This window comes from Shewanella sp. MMG014 (assembly GCF_018100775.1).
Taxonomy (GTDB): domain Bacteria; phylum Pseudomonadota; class Gammaproteobacteria; order Enterobacterales; family Shewanellaceae; genus Shewanella; species Shewanella japonica.
The window spans coordinates 170,954-192,803 of the sequence record NZ_JAGJDZ010000008.1 but is presented as its reverse complement, the minus strand read 5'-3'; the positions used below and the strand labels follow the sequence as shown (position 1 = coordinate 192,803).

Genomic DNA, 21,850 nt, shown 5'->3' with positions numbered 1-21,850 from the left:
TAATGAATACCCTAACCGTTGGTGATTCAGCACCGCAATTTAGCTTACAAAATCAGTTTGATGAAACCGTATCGTTAAGTGATGCATTAAAAAATGGGCCAGTATTAGTTTATTTTTACCCAAAAGCATCAACACCCGGTTGCACAGTACAGGCACAAGGCTTACGTGACAGTAAAGCTGAGTTAGCAAATCACAATGTTACGGTTTTCGGTTTAAGTCCAGATCCCGTGGCCAAGCTGCTTAAATTTAATGACAAGCAAGAATTAAACTTCTCACTACTTAGCGATGAAGACCACGCTGTTGCCGATGCATTTGGTGTATGGGGTGAAAAGAAATTTATGGGTAAAATTTACGACGGTATCCATCGTTTAAGCTTTTTGATTGGCCAAGATGGCAAAGTTGCCCATGTATTCGACAAGTTCAAAACTAAAAATCACCATGAAGTGGTCCTTTCGGTATTAGCTCAGCAATAACACTAAGATATCGAGTGAAAACCTCAATAAAAAAGCTTCGTTTCGACGAAGCTTTTTTTGTTGGTAATAATGACGTTTAATCTACAAAACTATTGCTTTGTTGCGTCCTTTTCATTAATTGCATTATTCACTGAAGTGTCAGCTTCTGCATCACCTTCTGAATCAACTGCAGTTAACGTTTGATCAGTTGGTGCTTCTTCATTGTTTAGCTCTGCTGTTTGCTCTTGTGAGTCAAGGGTCTTTTGAGCAGCTTTATTGGCTTGTTCTTCTGCTTCAGCTAAATTACGTTGAATAATCGCTTGCTCTTGCGCTTCTTGTGGTAACAGGCTAATTAACTCAATTCCAACGGGTAAGTCAGTGTCTTCACCTGTGACAATTTTAACTTTTTGCTCTTTGGTTAAATATATCAGTGGCATTGCGGTTTCACCGTAACGCTCCCTAAAGTGAGTCAAGGTGAAGTTTTCGGTAATGTTAGTCACTTTAATTACTGCGCCTTTTGACATATAGCTCGCAATGCGGGCATATGATACAGACTCCCCAAATAAACATAATCGTTTTAAATATGATTCTGACAATTGGTGTCTTGCGCTACCACCTTCGGCGTTATTTAGGCCGTATACTTTTTTAACGCCAAATAAATCCTGAAAATGAAAGCTTACCAATGGGTTTAATTGTCGATAAGGCGATAGAATTAGCACTCTGCCGATACCACTTAAATCCATAAAGTTTTCAGCATGTTCTGATGCAGGGTTACCAAAGTACACCGGAATATTTGCCATTCTTGCTTGGCGAATGTTGTCCCAGTTATTATCTGCCAATACCACTTTAACATTTTTATCAGTCAGAACTTTTGCTAGTTCTCGAGAAAACTTAGACGCGCCAAATAATAGCAATCCCTGAGATGAGTCAGCCTTAACCCCCAAAAACTTAGCCCAAGGGCTCGCAGTAAGACTTTGAATAACCACAGTGCCAATAATGATCAAGAACACTAACGGTACGATTGAACTTGCTCCGTTAACGCCAATGGCTTCCAATTTAATAGCAAAGAGTGATGATATGGCAGCTGCCACAATACCTCTTGGTGCTACCCAACTTAAGAACCATTTATCAGCCCGAGATAAACTTGTCCCAATTCCTGAAATCCAAATACTCAGCGGACGGGCAATAAATAAAACGACCAATAATACACCGACGCCTCCCCATCCTAGATCCAACATCGCTGTCGAATTTAATCGTGCGGCGAGTAAAATAAACAGTGCCGAAATCAACAGTACAGTAAGTGTTTCTTTAAACTCTAAAATATCGGCAATGTCGACGCCACGCATATTGGCAAGCCATATCCCCATGACCGTCACCGTCAATAACCCCGATTCTTCTTGAAGCAAGTTCGATCCAACAAACATACCCAGCATGATGGTTAATACTGCGGTATTTTTTAGATAATGGGGAAATACATTGGTTCTTAGCGCAATACCGATGAGGTAGCCTGCAATGGCGCCCATGCCAAAACCAAGTAAAAGTGTCATTCCTAAAGCTGACAAAACATGCGTCGTAGGATCTGCTGCAGCGGCGACAGCAATATACTCATAAACCAGAACAGCGAGAATCGCCCCAATAGGATCAATAACGATACCTTCCCAGCGTAATATGCTGGCAAGGTTTGATTTAGGTCGTACGGTGCGCAGCATGGGAACAATCACTGTTGGGCCCGTAACAACAACTAATGCGCCAAACAACATAGCCATAGGCCACTCAAAACCTAATAACCAATGTGCTGCTGGTGCAATACAAGCCCATGTAATAAAAGCACCAAAAGTCACTAAATTGGTCACCATTCTGCCGTGATCTTTGATTTCTTTAAAATTAAGTGTCAGTGCGCCTTCAAATAAAATGACCGCCACACCTAACGAAATGATAGGGAAAAGTAAATCACCAAAAATGGCATCTGGATTTAATATATCTAGACCTGGGCCAAGTAATAACCCGCAAAGAAGTAGCGGTAAAATAGCGGGTAAACGAAACTTCCAACCTAACCATTGACACAATAGAGACAAGACGCCAATTAACGCAAGCATGCCTGTGATGTGTTCTACCATGTTATTTCCTTATAAAGACACTAAATACTTATGCCATCAAATGTTGACGCTAATACCTTTAATAAAATACTAAATGTGATTATAGAGCAAGCGGTAATTGACAGTTTGATAGCATTTTATCGAATTTGATTAACATTGAAGAGCTAGTATTAAGAGTGGCAATAAATATTGTATATTCAGTAGGTTAAATTGAAGACACAAAAAAGCCCTTGTCTTACGACAAGGGCTAATCTGTTTGGCGGAGCGGACGGGACTCGAACCCGCGACCCCCGGCGTGACAGGCCGGTATTCTAACCAACTGAACTACCGCTCCTAAACTGTGTCACCTGTATATACAGATAAACAAAATTTAAGTAACTTAACTGGCGGAGCGGACGGGACTCGAACCCGCGACCCCCGGCGTGACAGGCCGGTATTCTAACCAACTGAACTACCGCTCCACTTAAGTTGCGAAGAATAATAAAGTTGTCGAGAAAAACCGTCAACCATTTTTTTGAACTTTTTGTCTGTTTAGTTAAAAAATGCGCAGCAAAGGCTAAAAGATACACTTATTGATGATAAAACTGGCAAATCGAATAGCGTTAATATTTCAAGCGGGACAGGATTCTAACGACAAGCAGGCCTGATGGACTAAAAAACTTACTGTTAAATTAACTAAAATCAGTTTTAGTTTTATGAGAATAGTAGAAACATAACGCATGAAAATACAAAGGCTAAAAAAGCCTGTGGACAAAACATCAATACACAGTCGGTGTTAAGGTTGTTATTGCTGAATTAGCTAGCCGCTTTGCAGCGGCTATCTGTAAAGTCGTTTACCACTCAACTCATCCTCCTTATAAAGAGGATGTAAATCCAACCATCAAAATAACACTACTTTTCATCTGGCATTGTTAAATCAAGATCATCAAGAGACGGGACATCCTCCTTCTCGCCTCCCTCTTGCTCTAATCGCAGCTTAGTCGCAGCTAATGCTTTATTAAGCGCTTGTTTTTTCCGCCAAATGATTAAGCCTAGAATACCAATGACTAATAAAGTGCCATTAACGACAAGGATCCAAAAGATAGCTTCTTCCTTAGCTGCAGCTTCTTCATTTGCAGCTTGTATCGCTGCTCGTCTAGCGAGCTCTTCAGCTGAAGGTGGCGGTGCTGGCGGTTCGATGAGATTAAAAAACTGCTCGGGTAAATCGAGCACTATTTCTCGTCCTTCGACTGTTGTAGATACCGCAGTGCCTTTAATTCGGTAACTACCAAAGTCAGTCACTTGAGGGATCGAAATCAATGTTTCAGTACTCGTCACTTCATTAAAGCTTAGCGGTAATTTAAGCCCTGCGGGACCAACAATATCAAAGTGAAAATGCGTTTGTTCCAGCTTTAATGCTTCTTCATTGACCAGCGCTTGAATCTGCCAAATACCATTGAGCTTATCTTCTGGCTCAATAATGTCGACTTCAATTGGTTTTTCAGACAAATAGAACGGATAACTGACTTCTCGCTGAAAGATATTATTACGAGCTTCAACTGTTAAAGTGTAATTACCCCAAGGCTGATTTAAATTCTTTTTACCAGTGAACACACCATCATCAGGTGCTTCATCTAATCCTTCGCCATTGTCTTTATACGAACCGACAATGATTGTGCCCGTTGTAAAGTTGGCATCGGTGTTTTTATGATGGCTTGCAAATTTTGTGGTCCACTCCACCATAAAATCTAAGCCAGGTAATCTAACGGTTAACCCGTCACCTAATAATCGTGCAGTGACTTTTAGGCGTTCACCTTGATATAAAGGCTGCGGAATGGGTTCAACTTCGATTTCCAGTTCTGAAACTTTCTGAATACTTGAGCCTTCAGCAAGACTACCCAGCAATTGCCAAGGGCCAGGCATAGGCTTGGTGATTTTAATCATATCGCCAGTAAAGCCATCAACCCACTTAACTGATTCAGGGTGACGGTCTGAATACCATTTTGAGCCGTCAGGTAAAATGACAATGACAGGCGCAGTGCCGTATTCTCGCTGTACTAACAAGGTTAACTCATCAACCATATGATCAATTCGAAAACGGTTTTTGAGTTCACTCGCTTGAGTGTATGGAACAGCAAAAGCCGATTGAGATATCAAATTCCCAATCAGCAAAATAAACAATAAACAATACGGCTTTAATGCGGTCATCGGCTACGCTTCACCTCTCCAGAGGCACTTTCCTGACTTTTGAACTAAATCAAGACGTTGATCATGTGATACTAGTTCATCGGCCGTTGCAGAGATCACTTTAAGATTAAACTCATTTTGATTGATAAGCTGAATGCCACCCGCCTCTTGACCCGCTTTTTCATTGGACAAATTAAACTTAATTTGTCCACCCGTCATGATTAAATAAACATCTGCGAGGATTTCAGCATCGAGTAATGCACCGTGATAGGTTCTTCTTGAGTTATCAATGCCATAGCGCTTACATAAGGCATCCAAGTTGTTCTTTTGACCAGGATGTAAATGCTTAGCAACGGTTAATGAATCGAGAATGCCACAGATGTCGGCAGTTTTCGGTCCGTTAGGCTGCAAGTTAGCAAATTCATGATCCATAAAGCTGATATCGAAGGGAGCGTTGTGTGCAACAATTTCAGCTCCATCAATAAAGTCGATAAACTCTTGAGCAATTTGATGAAAACGCGGCTCTTTGGCAACCCTTTCGTCAGTGATGCCATGAACTTCAATTGCTTCAGGGTCAATTGCTTGACCTGGGTTGATGTATTGGTGATATGTACGGCCCGTGAGTTTTCTATCTATGACTTCTACACAACCAATTTCAATAATGCGATGTCCAATATATACAGGGCCACCAGCTTGGTTCATACCTGTTGTTTCGGTATCTAAAATAACCTGACGGCTTGCGCTAGAAATAATATTCATAGGTAACTCATTAATAAATGTTTAGGTATAATTGCCAGAAATAAGGTCAAACGTATGGTAACAATTCAATGTCAGAACTAAAACTTATCAAAATCTATACTGACGGCTCATGTTTAGGAAACCCAGGTCCTGGCGGATACGGTATTGTAATGAAATATAAACGCCAAACCAAAGAAATGTCTGACGGATTTAAGCTTACCACCAATAATAGAATGGAGTTGCTCGCGCCAATCATCGCATTAGAAGCCTTGTATGAGCCCTGCCAAGTCATATTAACCAGTGATAGCCAATATATGCGACAGGGTATCACGCAATGGATCCACGGTTGGAAAAAAAAGGGCTGGATTACCTCAACGAAGACCCCAGTAAAAAATGTCGATTTATGGAAACGTTTAGATAAGGTCAGCCAAATCCATCAAATGGATTGGCGTTGGGTTAAAGGTCATGCTGGCCATGCAGAAAACGAACGTTGTGATGATTTAGCTCGATGGGCTGCTGAAGCAAAGCCCGAGCAAGAAGATGTCAATTATAATGCAGACTAGCCATATTATTGGTTAGCCTGTTTAGAATGACCCGTTCGCCCCGCTGTTGATGCTTGGGCCCATTGCGGCGCTCGAGCTTTTTTCTTTTCTCGTATAGGTGTTAATGGCGAGTCCATTTTACGTGCAACGATTAAATAGACGCTGCCGATTCCTGGTAGCCATCGCTCTAAGCGGTTTTGCCACCAACTACCTTGATTGATATCGCCTATTAAAGGGTGATAAATAAACCGTTCATCTTGAAGTATTTGATAACCGAGCAAGCCTAACCAATCTTTGACTCGAGCAGGCATAAAAAATTGCCCAGACCAAGGAATTTGAGTTTGGTACTTAGGTAACAATTTACCCGCAAATGCCGTGCTTACCGGGTTTAGGCCACAAATGAAAATATAACCACCACAAATCATTACCCTATCGACTTCACGTAGTAGTCGATAAGGATCTTGTTCAAACTCAATTAAGAAACTCATTAAAACCGCATCCATTGATCCACTTTGTAAAGGTAAGTGATGTGGATCAGCAATAATCGAAGCACCTTCTTCCTCATGAATAGAAAAATGGCGAGAGATATTACAATTTAAGCTGGAGATTTGATGACTTAAAGGGCCTAATTTTAATAAATGGTAGCCGAATATTCTTGGCCACCAACTTGCTAAGCGCTGTTCTACAGCCAATTGTATTTCATCACCACAGGGTAATTGATGCCACTGTTGCGGTTTGTGGTGAATCGACATAAACGCCCAGCCCCTTATAAATACATATCGATAATTGAGTATAACGATTTATAACCCAAAGTCGTCAAGGGATAACAAAATATTTATTGTTTTGAGATCAATAAGTAAAATTGATGACATTCTTTATTCTAGTGGCAATAACGTCGCCTTTACTTCTTGTTAAATGACAGTGTTTAATCAAAGTCAACATATAGAGTGCACTGTTTATTGAGAGAGTGTATTCACCCAACAAGGCCCATCATACTGTTGATCAACATTTGGCGAGCTTCCAATAATCCGTTACTCTGTATCGACATATTTTACTAAGGTTAAATCATGCTTTCTGTTAACGCTATTCCCGCATTTAATGATAACTATATCTGGTTAATTCATCAGCAAGGAACCAATAAAGCTTACGTTGTCGATCCTGGATGTAGTCAAAGTGTGTTAGATCATATCAATGACACAGACCTTGAATTAGTCGGTATTCTAATCACACATCACCATGCAGATCATACTGGCGGTATCGCAGGTTTACAGCAAGCTTACAACGAACAACTAAGCGTATATGGTCCTCAAAAAGAAAACATCTCAGGCGTAACTCATCCTATTGAATGCGAACAAGCCCTGACATTACCTTTTATCAATTCGTCAGTGCAGGTACTTATGGTACCAGGACATACACTCGGCCATATCGCCTATTGCATTGATGATGCTCTATTTTGCGGAGATACCTTATTTAGTGGCGGCTGTGGTCGATTATTTGAAGGAACGCCTGAGCAAATGGCAGCGTCATTGGCAAAATTGACCAAACTAAATGGCAACACAAAAGTGTACTGTGCACATGAATACACCCAAGCTAACATCACTTTTGCGGTCGCGGTAGAGCCTAATAACACAGCTTTACTGCAATACGAGCAAAAAGTTGCAGCAGCAAGACAGAACAATATTTCAACAATCCCGTCTACCATTGCAACAGAATTAGCAATTAATCCATTTTTACGAAGTGATAGTACAGAAATCAAACAATCTATTTCAAAGCAGTTTAATCAACAAAATTTGACTGAACTACAAACATTTACTCTTCTCAGAGAATGGAAGAATCACTTTTAGTTTAGGCTTGATATCCCACGCAGGTTAACTTAACAAAGACAATTAGCGCATTTTGCTCTACAATGCCGCTTCAATTTTGACCAATACTTTAGGCTGACGTACTAAACATGTCAGTTTTGCAAGACTTAGGAATTTCGTTTTTGATGCATAAATCTTTATATTTTATCGTTGGTGGTGTGGCCTTTTTAAGTGGCTGTCAAACACTAACAACACCTAAGCCGGCTAAAGAGCCTATTACCATTCAAAAGCCAGTAGAGTCTGAAGAAACGGTCGTTAAAGTTGAAAAGCCCGTCGAGATCACAGATGTATGGCAACGCATTAGCCTACAGATGAAAATGCCGATTGATGACCAAAAGCTCGTCAATCAATATCGTGACTGGTATTTGGCGAACCCAAGGCATTTGGAAATCGTTTCACAACGGGCTGAGCCATACTTACATTACATTGTAGAAGAGCTTGAAAAGCGTGACATGCCAATTGAAATTGCGCTATTGCCCATCGTTGAAAGCTCATTTGACCCATCTGCTTATTCAGCAAGTGCAGCTTCGGGGCTTTGGCAGCTCACGACCCCAATATCGAATCATTTTGGGGTAAAAAGTGATTGGTGGTACGACGGACGCAGAGATGTACCTGCGGCGACGACTGCTGCGTTAGATTTTCTAGAATATCTTTACGACAGAACTGGCGAAAACTGGTTGTATGCCATAGCAGCGTATAACACTGGTGAAGGCAGAGTAAATAATGCCGTTCGCAGAAATAAAGCCGCAGGTAAAAGCACTGAATTTTGGGCATTATCATTACCTCGAGAAACCCGACGTTACGTCCCGCAACTCATCGCTTTATCCGATGTCATCAAAAATGCCGATAAATACGGCATTACCTTAACACCTATCGCTAATGAGCCACATATCGCCGTTGTCGATACCCAAAGCCAAATTGATTTAAAACTGGCTGCTGATTTAGCGGACATGAACATAAACCAACTTAAAGCACTTAACCCTGGTCTTGATCGCTGGGCCACGTCACCAGAAGGCCCGCACACTCTAGTGCTGCCTTATGACAAAAGAGATGTATTTGAGCAAAAACTGGCGCAACTTGACCCAAAAGACAAGCTCAATTGGCATCGTTATAAGATTCAATCAGGTGATACTGTCAGTCATATCGCCAAACGCTTCGATACGTCAGCATCGTTTATTCGCTCAAGTAATAATCTTAAAAACAACAATATTCGAGCTGGCAGATATTTAATTATCCCAGTGCCACCTGAAGGCGCTGATTTAACAACAGATCAGTTATTAGCGCAAAATCAATTAACACCTAAGAATATCACTTATACAGTGAAGTCTGGCGATTCACTGTGGGTTATCGCAAAGCGTTACAATGTCTCGGTCGATGATTTAATTCGCTGGAACCGTCTGCCTAAAAATGGCGCGTTAAGTATTGGAAAAGAACTGACAATTGGTAGCCGTGCATCAACAAATGCAACTGAGCGAACAGTTAACTACAAAGTTCGCTCAGGTGATTCACTTGCCCGTATTGCCAATAAATTTAACGTATCTGTAGATGACTTAATCAAGTGGAATAAGTTACATAACACCAAATATATTCAGCCTGGACAGATGTTACGTTTAATTGTTGATGTATCAAAAGTGAACGCTTAATTGAGTTACGCTATTCATTACTGATTACAACAGTGCTGATTCGTTAAGCTTGAATCGGTTACTTAAACCAAAAATGATTGGTTTTATTTACCTACTTAAATCCCACCAATAAAAATGGCAAGTGATAATATCACTTGCCATTTTTTTACGCTGATTAGTGCTAATGGAAACGAAATGCTAGTTAACAACCAAAGGTGTTGAACCTGCATTTATCACTGGCATTGCACTTTCTTCAGCTTTACCGGCAAACTTGACACTGAATCGATATCCCGGTCCTGACACTTTTGCCATCACAGCAGCAGGTACACTAAAACGAGTTTCAATTGTTTGTGCTGGCGCTAACGTAACAGTACGCAATGCTTGGGTATACATCATATCCTGAGAAGAAGACCAAATTTGTTGACCTTTAGGATCATAAAGTCCTAAATCAGCGGTCATCCCTGAATTAAACATCAAGCTAACAGGATAACTCTGACTGTTAGTTGCCGTATGTTTTACCGACATTGCTTTAGTAGAGTCTGTATAGGTTTCAGCTTCTAAAAAGCCGACTAATAAGGTTTCTGCCATTGTTGATACTCCAGCACCAAGCGAAATTGATTTTGCTTTTACGACACTTTTAGTCTCTTTCGCAGTATCGACATCCGTGTTTTGTGCAGTGACATCTGTACTTGTTGTACTACAGCCCACTAACAGCAAACTTAAGCAACCTATAAAACGTTTCATTAAAACCCTCCTAATTTTTTGAACAAGCTATCTTTAAGCTTATCGGTTTCACCTTTTATTTTGGCATCAAATAACGCACTCGTGTCGATACCAAATTTAGGGTCTTGCATGCTACCTGTAATCGTTAACGGAATATCAACGCCCGCTAATGCATCTTTTTCTCCACCCTGTCCTGCTAAAGAACCCACTAAAGACGTAGTTAATTTATAATCTACTGTTTGTGAGTCTATATTGGCATTACCATTACCGCTTAAACGTATAAGTGGTGATGACATCGCTAAATCAGGGTTGGTCAGTACTGCATTATTTAAATCAAAGCTACCTGTCAGACTTGTAAAATCTGTTTTTAACTCTTCAGTATTTTTCGCAGAAAGATCACCTTTGAGTTTATCTTGCGCACTGCGGATCATTTGCGGAATATTAACCCCATAAAGTGAACCATCAGCGATTTCAAAATCCCCTTTCGCTAATAGGTTTTTCTTTATATTGTCAGGGATTAAACTTTTACCAGAGCCTTTAACTTTGAAGTTTGCTGCACCTGAAATTAAATCCACATCAGCAGCGTCTTTTAGTAGCGGTCTGAATTGTACGCCAGTCAATGATTCTTCAAAGTGATAACTTGCGACTTTTTGGCGTGCATCAAGTTTTGCCGTTGCTTGAATACTACCTTCATATAGGTTTGCAGAAAATTCACTCAAATTGGCGATACCATCTTTAACTGTGGCGTTCATTTTCCAATTTTGAGTCAGTAAATTAGCCACTTTAATTGACTTAATAGTGACGCCCATAGTCACATCAATGGTTTTCAATGCGGATAAGTCAGGCTCTGTTGCAGGTGCCGTGCTCGCCACCTTTTCTGTTTCTGCTGGAGTTTGCTCATCAGAAGCGGGCATTAACTTATCCACATCGATATCGCCAAAGTCCATTTGCATGTTTATTTTCGGGATTTTTGCACCATAGTTGACACTTAGCTTACCTGTAGCATCAATTTCCATTGCAGATAATTTGCTAATAATGACTTCTACGTTTTGTGAATCAAGTGCAACGGCTATATCTGTCACTAATTGCGTGGATACTTGATTATTAGGAATGCCCTTACCGCTGACATCAGTATTAACCGTGAAGCCGTTAATGGCTAATTTAGACAAGTCTTTACTGACATTTAGCTTACCTTCACCATTACTGTTAACCGTCATATCAGGAAGCTGTGCTGAAAAGTCATATGCAAAGTCAGCGTCATTACCCAATGAAAACTCACCCAATGTTAAGCTATTAAGCTTGAAGACTTGAGTCGTATCTGTCGTTTCATCAATCAGATTAATAGTGGTATTGGTGATTGCTACTCCGCCAATTTGTAAGCTTTGTAGTTCAACACTTGTTTTAGCAGCTGAATCAGTCGTTTTGTCTTCTGCCACAGCTGCCGAACTGTCACCACTCAAACCATCGATACTCGTGGTACCGTCCTTTTGCGTTATCATATTGACCGTTAAGCCATCTAATGAAAGCATCGCAATTTCAACTTCTTGGCTTAATAACGGCATTAATTCTACGTTGGCAACAGCTTCATTCACTTCAACAAAGTTGTTAGCAGAAAAATTTTCTGGATTTGATAATGATATCCCACCCAATTTTATGCCAATCGATGGGAATACACTCCAGCTCAAATCATCCTTAATGACAAATGTACGTCCAGTTTGATTTTCAACCGCCTCAACAATTTGCGGCTTAAAACTATTCAAATCAAAAAATACCGTTAAGTACACTGCGAGTATTAATATTACCCCAGCCACGATACCTAACAGCCATTTAAGTGCCTTCATGTTTGCTTCCTTGTCAGTAAATTGGTTCTCAATTTAGCGTTACTATGTTGTTATGTAACAGTTTAGCTCAAAACCGTTAAATCTAAAGGTTTTTCAGCAATGGCAATACCATTGATATCAGCATAGATCATCATCTTGGGTTTAATATCGACACCAGCAATATTGATGGCAGCATCAATTAAACCGACATCTTTTTTCTCAGTTTTAATTGGGTTTGTCGCAAGTGCCTGCACACCAATATCTATGGTAGCGATAGTACCTGCATCTCTGATTGCGCCATAAATGATTATCCCTTCCCATTCATTATTAAATGCAGACTCCGCAATCATATCGCCCAATAAGGCCCGTCGACAGACGCCACCACCATCAACCACTAGCACTTTACCTTTTCCCGGTGTAGCTAATACTGACTTAACTTTAGAGTTATCTTCAAAACATTTAACGGTGACCACTTCGCCATAAAAAATAGTTTTACCACCATAAGAGTTCCAATTCGATTGAACTAAAGTCAGTTTATTTTCGTAATGGTCAAATAAGTCGGGTAATAAATCTAACATCTCACACTCCATGTACTAAAATGAATAGGTTACCTCATAATATAAACGTCCATAGCTATTGAAACAATTCATTAATCTGAATAAACTGTCGCCTATACTTTACTTGTTCATGGATGAAAACATTGCAGTATTTGAATTTCTCATTTATTGCGAAATACCAATTAACTTTTAAGTAGTTTTCAATATGACTGATATCAATTTACAAAATGTAATAAATGCGTTCGATGAATTAGATTTTGAAAATAGAACAACTAAAAATCTTGAGAATGCACGTAATAGAATGCAAATGAAGACGTATTTATCTTCTTTGGATTACAGTTTACGACGCTTAAAAATCTTAGAAGAAGTGGTTTCTGAAATTGTCGAAGAAAAACAAACTGAATTGGTAAAGCAAGAACATATTCAAACCTACAAAGCAAAAATCATCCAGTTATCAAGAGAGTATAAAATCTCGTATCAAGACGTTATCAACATAATGAATAAGTTGAAACACCAGTAATGACTGGGCTTACTAATTAATTGGCTTAATACCGATTCATCTTCCTCGATAACTACCCTTTGCTAACTACTATCGACCATCGTTGATTTATATGTGCTGTATTATATATGCAGCATTAAATCTCCACTCCAGTCTAGCACTCATTTCTAACCCCATAAGTGGTCTATCAGATAGCTTATGTTATTTTTAATGTGTTTAACGCAAATATCAATTAGTCAGCTATGTAAATTAACCATAAACAGTTAACAAAAATGAAATAAATTTGCATTTACAAGTTCGAATAAGAAAACCTTGTTGAATATTTCCAACAAGGCTTTATTAGTTTATAAATGCGAGGTGTTCATCAATAAGACTATTTATGGTTTACACTTTAAACTGCCCTACTATGTTTTCAAGCTCATTTGAGCCTTTTGCTATATTGTCACTACTATCCAGTAATTTCTCGTTATGATTTTTATTCTCTACCGACATATCATTAATGCGGGTAATATTCATATTTAATTCTGAAATCACTGCACTTTGCTCTTCTGTTGCACCTGCTATTTGAATATTCATTTGAGAAATATCCCCAATCGCTGACTTAATTGAATGAAGTGCTTGTTCTACTTTTTGCGTTTCACCAACGGTTTCATCTGACTGTGTTAAAGCCCGTTCTACTGAATGGTTTACATCTTCAATAGCCTCTCTAATAGCGTCAATAATGCCATTGATTTCACGGGTTGAATCTTGCGTTCTACTAGCAAGCGTTCTAACCTCATCGGCAACCACAGCAAAGCCTCGACCCGCTTCACCAGCACGAGCGGCTTCAATAGCAGCATTCAATGCCAATAAATTGGTTTGCTCAGCAATACCAACAATAACATCTAATATTTGCCCAATCTGGCTTGAGCTAACTTTCAGGCCTTTTGCAACAGATTCGGTTTGTTGTAGCTCAGAAGACAAATCACCAATTTTTGACATTGCCTTATCTACAATCATGGCAGTATTGTCGGCTTCAGTGTCGGCAATATTTGCACTCTGTGCAGCAGCTTGTGCATTTGACGCAACTTCTGCGGCTGTCATCGACATTTCATTTATCGCAGTAGCAACATTTTCGGTTTCCATTTGAACATTACTCGACACTTGATTCGCATCAGATGATATAGATGCAAGCTGTTGAGCAAGAGCTTGGCTTTGAGTGACATTTCCCGCAACTGAAGATACTAGATTTTGGATCTTGTCTGTGAAAATATTAAAATTATGGGCAATTTGGTTAAGTTCATCTTGACCATCTTCGGCTAATCTCAGTGTCAAATCCCCTTCACCTTTAGCAATATTCTCAAAAGCTGAAATAGTCTGTTGCATCGGCTTTGAAATACTTTTAGTGATAACAAACAAAATAATCAGGATCGGTAACCAAACCAATAAGAGTAAAAATAAATATTGCATCAAAAATTCAGTTTTTTGCGTTTGGATATCGTCGATATAAATCCCCGTACCAACGACCCATCCCCATGGAGTAAAACGTTCCACAACACTCATTTTAGGGCTAGGAGTATCTTGATTGGGTTTATTCCACATGTAGTTAACCGTGGCGTTTTTGGCATTATGAGTACGTTCAATCATTAATTGAAATAACGGCACATTATCAGGGTCACGCATTGATAACACATTTGTATTGATGAGTTTTTTCGCAAATGCGTGTTGTACCATGACCCCACTGGTATCAACGGTAAAAAAATATTCATTACCAGAATAACGTAAATTATCTAAGGCATTAATAGCAGCAAGTTTCGCTTCTGCCTCCGACATATCACCTTGCTCAGAAGCCAAATAAAACTGATTGATGACAGAGCTTGCGACCTCAATAATACCAGTAAGTTTGGCCTGCTTTTCTTGCACCAATACATTTTCGATACGGTTAAAAGCGAACAAAAACATGAGCACAGTTGCAAAAGCTGCAACCATAATCATGGCCATCAAGCGGTTAGAAATACTCGTTTTACGAAAAAAATGATCTATAGCATTCATTGTCGTTCACCGTATTATTAGAATAAATATCGAGACAAACTAGACTATGGTTAAAGCTAATGAATAAGTAATGAATTGATTGTTATTTCCCCAAACAATCATCATTCAAATTTAGCTTATCAACATACCTTATTCCTTATAATCGACCGATTAAAGAAATTATTTAGCAAAGCACATGAATAAAAATCAATCAATAAACTCAGCAACTATGCGTAAGCCGCAAATGATTCGTGGTGAATAGAATAATTAAATATAGAATAGTGAGAGGTGTTCGCGATGTAATAACGCTTGTCGAAAAGGTGTTCATCAAAAAATAATAGTAAACATTAAGCAAAAGTTAACTAAGGTCATCACTAGATGACGTGCATTACTGCGTTATCAATTGAATCTGATTTTTACCATTCTGTTTTGCACGATATAAGGCTTTATCACCATGAGAAATCAACTCGTTCAAATCCCAACGTTGTTTTACATCTATTGACGCCCCAATAGAAATCGTGACCCTGAGGTTGGTATTCGGCCAATACAATTTGGGAACATCATCTAAGATTTTCTCTGCAATCTGACATAACTGTTGCTCATTGAAGCACTGAAAAACAGATAAAAACTCTTCTCCTCCGTATCGTACATTCATTCCAGTATACCGACCGCAATGTTGACGTATAATTTGCGCTACTCCATAAATCACATTGTCGCCTACTTGGTGGCCATAGGTATCATTAATTGATTTGAAGTTATCAATATCTATCATTAACACGCTTAATGGTTTATTCGTGTGTTGTGCGCTTTGTTCAATTTGCGGACCATTTTTAGTTAAATACAAACGGTTTTTAAGCTCGGTTAATGGATCCGTAACTGTTTGCAACGCTAATTTTTTCTGACTTGCTCTAAGCCGTAACTGTTGGCTTCTAATTTGGCTAAACTGCTGGAAGCTTTTACGAGTTTCAGAATCTCGGCGTAAGCTAGCCACTAAACTAATTAGGAACACAGCAAAAAAGATAGATATTCTATCGAGCTCTTCAGCATAATCTTGTCCAATTCTATCTGGTGCGATTACCAGTAAATAACTCAACAACATCAGTGATAAACCAAATAGGCTCAGCTTAAATGGCATTCGAGATAATGCCCCGATGTAAACCATGACTAACACGCCACCTGATTGATAATCAAAATTACCTTGGGTCATCGCCAATTTTCCGATAGTAATAATCGACACGTATACCGTTAACACTAAAAACAGCTCGGCGAGCTCTAAATACTTGGATGCATAACGCCGCAAAGTAATTAACACCACGATGCAAAGTATCGATAAGAAGACTCTGCTGAGCGTCGCAACCCAAGCATGCTCAGTTATGTGCTGGTAATCTAAAAGGCCAAATAAAAGATAAATAGGAATGACAGATAACAAAAAACCGGAATACGGCAACATGACTTGATGGACGTGATAATGCTTAAAACGCAATAACGAAAAGCCGGTTAGTTTTTGATGAAAAGGCCGTAAAATAAAGTCGAACATAGACTACCCATTTTTCCTAAATTTTGCTTAAAAGCAGCAAAAACAGGTAAAACATTATTAATATTATGTCTTTATATATAGCAAAGTTTTCAAATACTAGCTACGAAATCATCCTCCATATGATTGAATAAATATGACATAAATTTACCACACCACTCAATAATGTGAATAACACAAATTCTATCGCCATGTTATTCACATTAAGTCAGAAAGTATGTATGTCCATTCCTATTGGTGGCGTTCTTTGTAGTCAAAGTAGCTAAACTCTGCAACTGTGTTTTGCCCAGTTAAATCTTGAGCACATAAACCAACAAATGCACCAGTAAAACTGGAACCTTCTCCTTTGCCTGCTTCATCAGAAATTAAACTGTAATCTAAAGACGCAATGTGAAACCAGTCAGCTCCATTTAATGAGTATTCAAATTTAAGTGTTTCATAGTGCACATCTGCTCGTAGATAAACCGATGACTGTAACAAGGGAATACGCTGTTCAAATATTGGAAATACAAGATCTAAACTTTGCTCACCTTCACAGCTCATAATATCTAGGTTTAGCCCAATTTTTTCATCATAAGATAAATATAAATAATGAAATTTATGAGCGTTGTAATAACAAATTAATCCTGCGGTTTGCTGAAAGTGGTTAGATTCAAACATGATTTTGGTTTGAGCAACAAATGAAAAATGACGCTGCCTTGTCGCAACCAACGCTTGCTCAAATGTGCTACCTAATGAATGCATTCCTGTCAGCAATAAGCTACCTGGTTTACGGGTTGTGCTTACAAAGTTTTCAGGGGTTGGACTTCTAAGCCATTGAAATTGATCCGCGATAAATCTATCTGTGAACTCATCTCTAAACGAGAAATCTCTCTGCGGTTTAGCTGTTAATCCAATTGGATTTAATTGTGCCTGCGATGAGTTAGTCGCTAACCTAAACCAACCATCATCGGTATATTGAACAGATTCTATTGCTGTTTCTCTGCCCATAGGACTGCGACGCTGTGATGTAGGTTGTTCAATATCAAGTGGTCTAGAAGTCAGATGGGCTAAATACCATTCCCCTTCTTTACTTTCTACTAAGCTACCATGACCATTACGTTGCAATTTGTGCTGTAAAAGAGGAACCGTTGCTACGATAGGACCTTGAGGATCAACGTCATAAGGGCCATCGATATGTTTTGAACGGGCCATAGTACAAACATGTTCGTACCCAGTCCCCCCCTCAGCAGTTAATAAATAATAGTAACCATTTTTTTTATATAAATGAGGCCCTTCAGTTAACCCGAACTCTGTACCCGTAAAAATAATTTTCGATTCGCCAATTAATCTTTCTGTTTTATCGCAATATTGTTGTAAAGCGATACCGCCGAAGAAACTTCTATCTGGCCGATAATCCCAAACCATATTCAATAGCCACTTTTTCCCATCGTCATCGTGAAATAAAGATGGATCAAAGCCACTACTATTGAGATAAACCGGACGAGTCCACTCTCCATCGATTGTTTCACAGGTAGTTAAATAATTAGGTGAATCTTTAAAGTTGCCATCAAATCGTTTGACGTTGGTATAAATAAGATAGAACTTACCATTATTGTGTGTAAGACATGGTGCCCAAATACCACATGAGTCTGGAACACCAGTCATATCTAATAAATCAGCTCGATTTAACGGTCGATGGACTAAGGTCCAATTAACCAAATCTGTTGAATGATAGATTTGTACGCCTGGATACCACTCAAATGTTGATACAGCGATATAGTAATCATCATTCACACGTACAATACTTGGATCTGGATTAAACCCTGGCAATATGGGATTAATATCGGGTAAATTCATAGCTCACCTTTTCAGTTTGATAAGTTAAATGCTTTCACACTCTTTTAATCGCCAATATAAAACAACTGGATGTTAACAGTATGATACAACTTGCATATGTTAACGATAACATATTACCAAATTAGCTTAGTGTCAATTTGACAAATAAAAGCATTGTAAATGATGAAGAGGGACAACAGACGAGGTGACACAAAAAAGCAGCAAATAATTGCTGCTAATAAAATTCACTTGGTGTGGTGTGGTCAGGCGTTAGGAATGAGCTATGACTTAACCCGGCTCGTTGAATCACGCTGTTTTAATTCAAAATCAAGCACGTGGCGTAAGTCAGACAATTTATCACTCAAGCCTTGATCAAACTTTCCTGTCGTCAACATTGCTATTGCAGCTTCTGCCATGGCTTCAATTGGTTGCTTAACCGTTGTAATGTTGGGCCAAATCGTCGTCGCTATTGGCGTATCATCATAACCTACGACACTAAGCTGCTGAGGGACTTGTATCCCTAAAGAATTTGCCACAGAGATAACCGCTGCCGCCATATCATCATTACTTGCGAAAATAGCTGTTGGCATATTATTACAAGTTAACAACGCCTTAGCCGCGCTTAATCCAGATTTATAACTGAACAAACCTTGCTCGATGTATTCTGGCGGTATAGTTAACTTATTTGAACGCATTGCATCTAAGAAGCCTTGATAACGTAATCGACTTGCTCCTACATCTGGATGGCCAATAATAAACGCTATATCTCTATGCCCTTGCTCTATCAATAGATTCGTCATTTCAAAAGCGGCTTGATAATCATCCATACAAACAAATGGGGATTGAGTCAGCTCGACATCAGGTGAAACACGAATGTAAGGAACGTTCAATGCTTTAAGCTCATTTAGAATTTCAATATTATTGCAAAATGGCGGCAATAAAATGACGCCATCGACACGGGTTTCTTCAACGAGATCACGAGTAATAGTCAGTTTTTCTACCTGAGTCCCTTCACATTCATCGACGACTAAATGATAACCACGCTGCCGACAGCTTTTTAACGCTGACATCATAAACTGACTGACATAACCACCTTGGCTAGGGTTTTCGTACAGTAATCCAATGAAGTAAGATTTTGCACTGGCTAAGCGACGAGCCGAAATATTTGGTCTGTAATGTAATTTATTAGCCGCCTCTTTAACTTTTAAACGCGTTTTATCACTGACCTTTTCATCATTGTTCAACACTCGAGAAACTGTCATTTTTGATACACCAGCTAATTCAGCAACATCCTGAATCGTGGACTTTGTTTTTGAATTACTCTTACTTATTGGACTCATTACAGACTCGTCAGCAGCTTAAAAATGTTACGAAATTCAAATGTAACAATACGAAGGAAAAAATAACAGGATTACTCAACAAATAACCCAGTTTGAACATATTAAAATTATCTGTTTATGCTTTATTAAGACAAAACATATCAATATAAAACGAATAGAAACATAGCAATAAGTAACATTAATCTTATAAAGTGCCAAACAAGAATAATTATGATACCGATAACTTACAAAAACGATTAATCATTGCTTGCGTCTTAAGCACTATGTTATTAAAAACGCTTAAGCATCCATATATCACAGCCACCATGAATAGTTCCTGTAAGAGGCTTATCTAAATGTGTAAATCCCATAGATTCATATAAAGAAATAGCAGCTTTCATTGATGCCAAGGTATCTAAATAGCACTGCTCGTATCCTTGAGATTGCGCAAAATCCAAACACACTTTAGTAAGTTTTCTACCAATGCCAAAGCCTCTTGATTCTGGTAACAGGAACAATTTTCGTAATTCACAAGTCTGCTCACTGTCATTAAACTTTGCTATTCCACCGCATCCCACAATTTGGCCATTTAATGTTGCTACATAATATTGGCTTTTATTTTCTAAAGAATAATAACGGCTCATTTGACTTACTTCAGGATCTGAAGGACCAAACCCCTCCCCAATTGCACCAAATTCTGTACCTACTTTTGCAATAATATCTGCAACGGTCTGATCTTGATTTGGTGTGATCGGTTTGATTTCAATATTCATTTTTACTCCACTCCAAATTAACTAGCACTTTGTCAAACTCAAAAGGTATCTTCGAGTCAAAAAACTATTGGTTTATTTGGGATTTGATCCATTCCATCCGTGCTTGAAATGCTAATGACATATGCTCAGTCACTATATTAGATGAGAGTTTACCTGCCAAAATATCGTTTGCAGCAGCTTCTATTTCAAAATTAAAACCGATACTTTTACGTTTATCAGTAAACTCCGAGATTAATTCATCTCCCTGATATAAAAAGCACTCACTTGCTCGCCAAAAATCTGGAATAGCAATATAACCTTTGTCACCAATGATGTAAGCCCAATTTTGTAATTTACATCTAAAAGATGTGGCTAAGGTGGCCGTTACATTTTCATATTCAAATATGAAAGCTGCATCATTTTCGATTCCATTAGGTGCCAGATGTGAGGTAACAAATCCTGATATTGGCGTTTCATTAATGAAAAGTTGAGTAATGGCAATAGGATATACTCCCATATCATATACACAGCCACCAGCAAGCTCTTTGGCATACTCTCTTGAGTTAGGTTCATAAGGCTGCGGATAACCAAAATCAGCTTTAATGTGCATTAAATTGCCAATATGTCCTTCTTTAACCCATTGCTTTGCTTGCTGAATCGCTGGTAAAAAATACGTCCACATTCCTTCTAACAAATAAACTTTTTTTTGCTTTGCTAATTGATAAAGTGCCTTTGCTTCTTCAGTAGAGATGGTTATTGGCTTTTCACACAGTACGGCCTTTCCTGCCAGAATTGCAGCCTTTGCTTGCTCGAAATGAAAATTGTGTGGGGTCGCAATATAAATAGCATCGACATTTTCATCATTGAATAAACTGTCATAATCTCCGTAAGATTGACAAATATCATATTGCGTCTTAAAAGCTTCAGCTCTTTTAGAGTCACGTGCTGCGATGGCATATAATCTGCTATTGTCGACATATGACATATCTGCAGCAAATTGATGAGCAATCCTACCTGCCCCAATAATTCCCCAGCTAACTTGCTTCATTTCTAATCCTTGTTTGTTCATTATTTATCCCACTCTGATTGTTCTGAGTCCCATGGATAAAATATAATCAATAATCTTCCGTAACTTTTTAAACCCAAATAATAGTCCAAGCTTATCCATTTAATGAAAGGCATGAGCAAGATTAACTTTTATCATTATCTATTTTTATACTATTGGCGATTAACGGTCACGACAATAAAAAAGCCGTTAATTAGTATTAACGGCGGTTTATCAATACGACAACCAAAGTTATCGCAACTCTTATTAAGCAAGCATTGCATTGATAAGAGCC

18 protein-coding genes and 2 tRNA genes are annotated in these 21,850 nt (G+C 38.8%); 5 read left to right on the top strand and 15 right to left on the bottom strand.

The genetic code is table 11. The features are described 5' to 3' along the window. Window positions 1-2 precede the first annotated feature (2 nt). Entirely contained in the window at window positions 3-473 is a 471-nt protein-coding gene (gene bcp / locus J8L86_RS14250; protein ID WP_065108226.1) for a thioredoxin-dependent thiol peroxidase, read from the top strand. A gap of 89 nt (window positions 474-562) precedes the next feature. Here the strand turns inward: bcp and J8L86_RS14245 are convergent, their stop codons facing one another. The 5 genes from J8L86_RS14245 to dnaQ form a co-directional block, all read right to left on the bottom strand. Then, window positions 563-2,569: a sodium:proton antiporter gene (locus J8L86_RS14245; protein WP_211030865.1), complete on the bottom strand. Its 2,007-nt coding sequence runs from the start codon at window positions 2,567-2,569 to the stop codon at window positions 563-565. Window positions 2,570-2,805: 236 nt separating this feature from the next. After that, window positions 2,806-2,882: transfer RNA gene (locus J8L86_RS14240), tRNA-Asp, on the bottom strand. A gap of 50 nt (window positions 2,883-2,932) precedes the next feature. Further along, window positions 2,933-3,009, bottom strand: a tRNA-Asp gene (locus J8L86_RS14235). Window positions 3,010-3,439: 430 nt separating this feature from the next. Continuing rightward, window positions 3,440-4,735, bottom strand: a complete 1,296-nt coding sequence (locus tag J8L86_RS14230) for a TIGR03503 family protein (protein WP_211030864.1) — start codon at window positions 4,733-4,735, stop codon at window positions 3,440-3,442. Window positions 4,736-4,738: 3 nt separating this feature from the next. Then, entirely contained in the window at window positions 4,739-5,473 is a 735-nt protein-coding gene (dnaQ, locus tag J8L86_RS14225) for a DNA polymerase III subunit epsilon (protein WP_211030863.1), read from the bottom strand. A 68-nt stretch (window positions 5,474-5,541) separates the two neighbouring features. Between dnaQ and rnhA the strand changes: the two genes are divergently transcribed. Next, entirely contained in the window at window positions 5,542-6,015 is a 474-nt protein-coding gene (gene rnhA / locus J8L86_RS14220) for a ribonuclease HI (protein ID WP_080915567.1), read from the top strand. Between the two features lie 5 nt (window positions 6,016-6,020). On the opposite strand, the gene J8L86_RS14215 is transcribed toward rnhA, so the two are convergent. Then, window positions 6,021-6,746, bottom strand: a complete 726-nt coding sequence (locus tag J8L86_RS14215) for a class I SAM-dependent methyltransferase (RefSeq protein WP_211030862.1) — start codon at window positions 6,744-6,746, stop codon at window positions 6,021-6,023. Between the two features lie 315 nt (window positions 6,747-7,061). Here J8L86_RS14215 and gloB point away from each other — a divergent pair, with 315 nt between their 5' ends. Continuing rightward, window positions 7,062-7,838: a hydroxyacylglutathione hydrolase gene (gloB, locus tag J8L86_RS14210; protein WP_211030861.1), complete on the top strand. Its 777-nt coding sequence runs from the start codon at window positions 7,062-7,064 to the stop codon at window positions 7,836-7,838. Between the two features lie 143 nt (window positions 7,839-7,981). Further along, entirely contained in the window at window positions 7,982-9,499 is a 1,518-nt protein-coding gene (locus J8L86_RS14205) for a LysM peptidoglycan-binding domain-containing protein (protein ID WP_065108231.1), read from the top strand. A gap of 177 nt (window positions 9,500-9,676) precedes the next feature. On the opposite strand, the gene J8L86_RS14200 is transcribed toward J8L86_RS14205, so the two are convergent. The 3 genes from J8L86_RS14200 to J8L86_RS14190 form a co-directional block, all read right to left on the bottom strand. Further along, on the bottom strand, window positions 9,677-10,222 hold the full coding sequence (locus J8L86_RS14200; protein WP_055024484.1) for a BsuPI-related putative proteinase inhibitor: 546 nt from the start codon (window positions 10,220-10,222) through the stop codon (window positions 9,677-9,679). Continuing rightward, on the bottom strand, window positions 10,222-12,042 hold the full coding sequence (locus J8L86_RS14195; protein WP_211030860.1) for an AsmA family protein: 1,821 nt from the start codon (window positions 12,040-12,042) through the stop codon (window positions 10,222-10,224). Before J8L86_RS14195 ends, J8L86_RS14200 begins: the two co-directional genes overlap by 1 nt. Before the next feature lie 62 nt (window positions 12,043-12,104). After that, complete coding sequence (locus tag J8L86_RS14190; RefSeq protein WP_065108233.1) at window positions 12,105-12,599, bottom strand: putative 4-hydroxy-4-methyl-2-oxoglutarate aldolase; 495 nt, start codon at window positions 12,597-12,599, stop codon at window positions 12,105-12,107. A 184-nt stretch (window positions 12,600-12,783) separates the two neighbouring features. Here J8L86_RS14190 and J8L86_RS14185 point away from each other — a divergent pair, with 184 nt between their 5' ends. Continuing rightward, window positions 12,784-13,098 carry a hypothetical protein gene (locus J8L86_RS14185; protein WP_055024481.1) on the top strand — a complete coding sequence of 105 codons (315 nt, stop codon included), beginning with the start codon at window positions 12,784-12,786 and terminating at the stop codon, window positions 13,096-13,098. A 363-nt stretch (window positions 13,099-13,461) separates the two neighbouring features. Here the strand turns inward: J8L86_RS14185 and J8L86_RS14180 are convergent, their stop codons facing one another. The 6 genes from J8L86_RS14180 to J8L86_RS14155 form a co-directional block, all read right to left on the bottom strand. Then, window positions 13,462-15,108, bottom strand: coding sequence for a methyl-accepting chemotaxis protein (locus J8L86_RS14180; protein ID WP_065108234.1), 1,647 nt, complete (start codon window positions 15,106-15,108; stop codon window positions 13,462-13,464). A gap of 367 nt (window positions 15,109-15,475) precedes the next feature. Further along, window positions 15,476-16,624: a GGDEF domain-containing protein gene (locus tag J8L86_RS14175; RefSeq protein ID WP_211030859.1), complete on the bottom strand. Its 1,149-nt coding sequence runs from the start codon at window positions 16,622-16,624 to the stop codon at window positions 15,476-15,478. A 228-nt stretch (window positions 16,625-16,852) separates the two neighbouring features. Then, a complete protein-coding gene (locus tag J8L86_RS14170) occupies window positions 16,853-18,460 on the bottom strand; it encodes a glycoside hydrolase family 43 protein (RefSeq protein WP_211030858.1) in 1,608 nt (535 codons plus the stop codon). 260 nt (window positions 18,461-18,720) lie between these two features. Next, the gene (locus J8L86_RS14165) at window positions 18,721-19,779 is read right to left on the bottom strand and encodes a LacI family DNA-binding transcriptional regulator (protein WP_065108237.1); all 1,059 of its coding nucleotides are present in this window, start codon (window positions 19,777-19,779) and stop codon (window positions 18,721-18,723) included. Between the two features lie 269 nt (window positions 19,780-20,048). Next, window positions 20,049-20,531, bottom strand: coding sequence for a GNAT family N-acetyltransferase (locus J8L86_RS14160; protein WP_065108238.1), 483 nt, complete (start codon window positions 20,529-20,531; stop codon window positions 20,049-20,051). Between the two features lie 64 nt (window positions 20,532-20,595). Beyond that, a complete protein-coding gene (locus J8L86_RS14155; RefSeq protein WP_247663409.1) occupies window positions 20,596-21,579 on the bottom strand; it encodes a Gfo/Idh/MocA family oxidoreductase in 984 nt (327 codons plus the stop codon). Between the last annotated feature and the right edge of the window lie 271 nt (window positions 21,580-21,850).

Bases quoted from the DNA above. Each gene is read 5' to 3' on its own strand.
- J8L86_RS14200 (WP_055024484.1), bottom strand. From the start codon at position 10,222: ATGAAACGTTTTATAGGTTGCTTAAGTTTGCTGTTAGTGGGCTGTAGT.
- J8L86_RS14155 (WP_247663409.1), bottom strand. From the start codon at position 21,579: ATGAACAAACAAGGATTAGAAATGAAGCAAGTTAGCTGGGGAATTATT.
- J8L86_RS14160 (WP_065108238.1), bottom strand. From the start codon at position 20,531: ATGAATATTGAAATCAAACCGATCACACCAAATCAAGATCAGACCGTT.
- rnhA (WP_080915567.1), top strand. From the start codon at position 5,542: ATGTCAGAACTAAAACTTATCAAAATCTATACTGACGGCTCATGTTTA.
- gloB (WP_211030861.1), top strand. From the start codon at position 7,062: ATGCTTTCTGTTAACGCTATTCCCGCATTTAATGATAACTATATCTGG.
- dnaQ (WP_211030863.1), bottom strand. From the start codon at position 5,473: ATGAATATTATTTCTAGCGCAAGCCGTCAGGTTATTTTAGATACCGAA.
- bcp (WP_065108226.1), top strand. From the start codon at position 3: ATGAATACCCTAACCGTTGGTGATTCAGCACCGCAATTTAGCTTACAA.
- J8L86_RS14205 (WP_065108231.1), top strand. From the start codon at position 7,982: ATGCATAAATCTTTATATTTTATCGTTGGTGGTGTGGCCTTTTTAAGT.
- J8L86_RS14190 (WP_065108233.1), bottom strand. From the start codon at position 12,599: ATGTTAGATTTATTACCCGACTTATTTGACCATTACGAAAATAAACTG.
- J8L86_RS14185 (WP_055024481.1), top strand. From the start codon at position 12,784: ATGACTGATATCAATTTACAAAATGTAATAAATGCGTTCGATGAATTA.
- J8L86_RS14175 (WP_211030859.1), bottom strand. From the start codon at position 16,624: ATGTTCGACTTTATTTTACGGCCTTTTCATCAAAAACTAACCGGCTTT.
- J8L86_RS14195 (WP_211030860.1), bottom strand. From the start codon at position 12,042: ATGAAGGCACTTAAATGGCTGTTAGGTATCGTGGCTGGGGTAATATTA.
- J8L86_RS14170 (WP_211030858.1), bottom strand. From the start codon at position 18,460: ATGAATTTACCCGATATTAATCCCATATTGCCAGGGTTTAATCCAGAT.
- J8L86_RS14245 (WP_211030865.1), bottom strand. From the start codon at position 2,569: ATGGTAGAACACATCACAGGCATGCTTGCGTTAATTGGCGTCTTGTCT.
- J8L86_RS14230 (WP_211030864.1), bottom strand. From the start codon at position 4,735: ATGACCGCATTAAAGCCGTATTGTTTATTGTTTATTTTGCTGATTGGG.
- J8L86_RS14215 (WP_211030862.1), bottom strand. From the start codon at position 6,746: ATGTCGATTCACCACAAACCGCAACAGTGGCATCAATTACCCTGTGGT.
- J8L86_RS14180 (WP_065108234.1), bottom strand. From the start codon at position 15,108: ATGAATGCTATAGATCATTTTTTTCGTAAAACGAGTATTTCTAACCGC.
- J8L86_RS14165 (WP_065108237.1), bottom strand. From the start codon at position 19,779: ATGAGTCCAATAAGTAAGAGTAATTCAAAAACAAAGTCCACGATTCAG.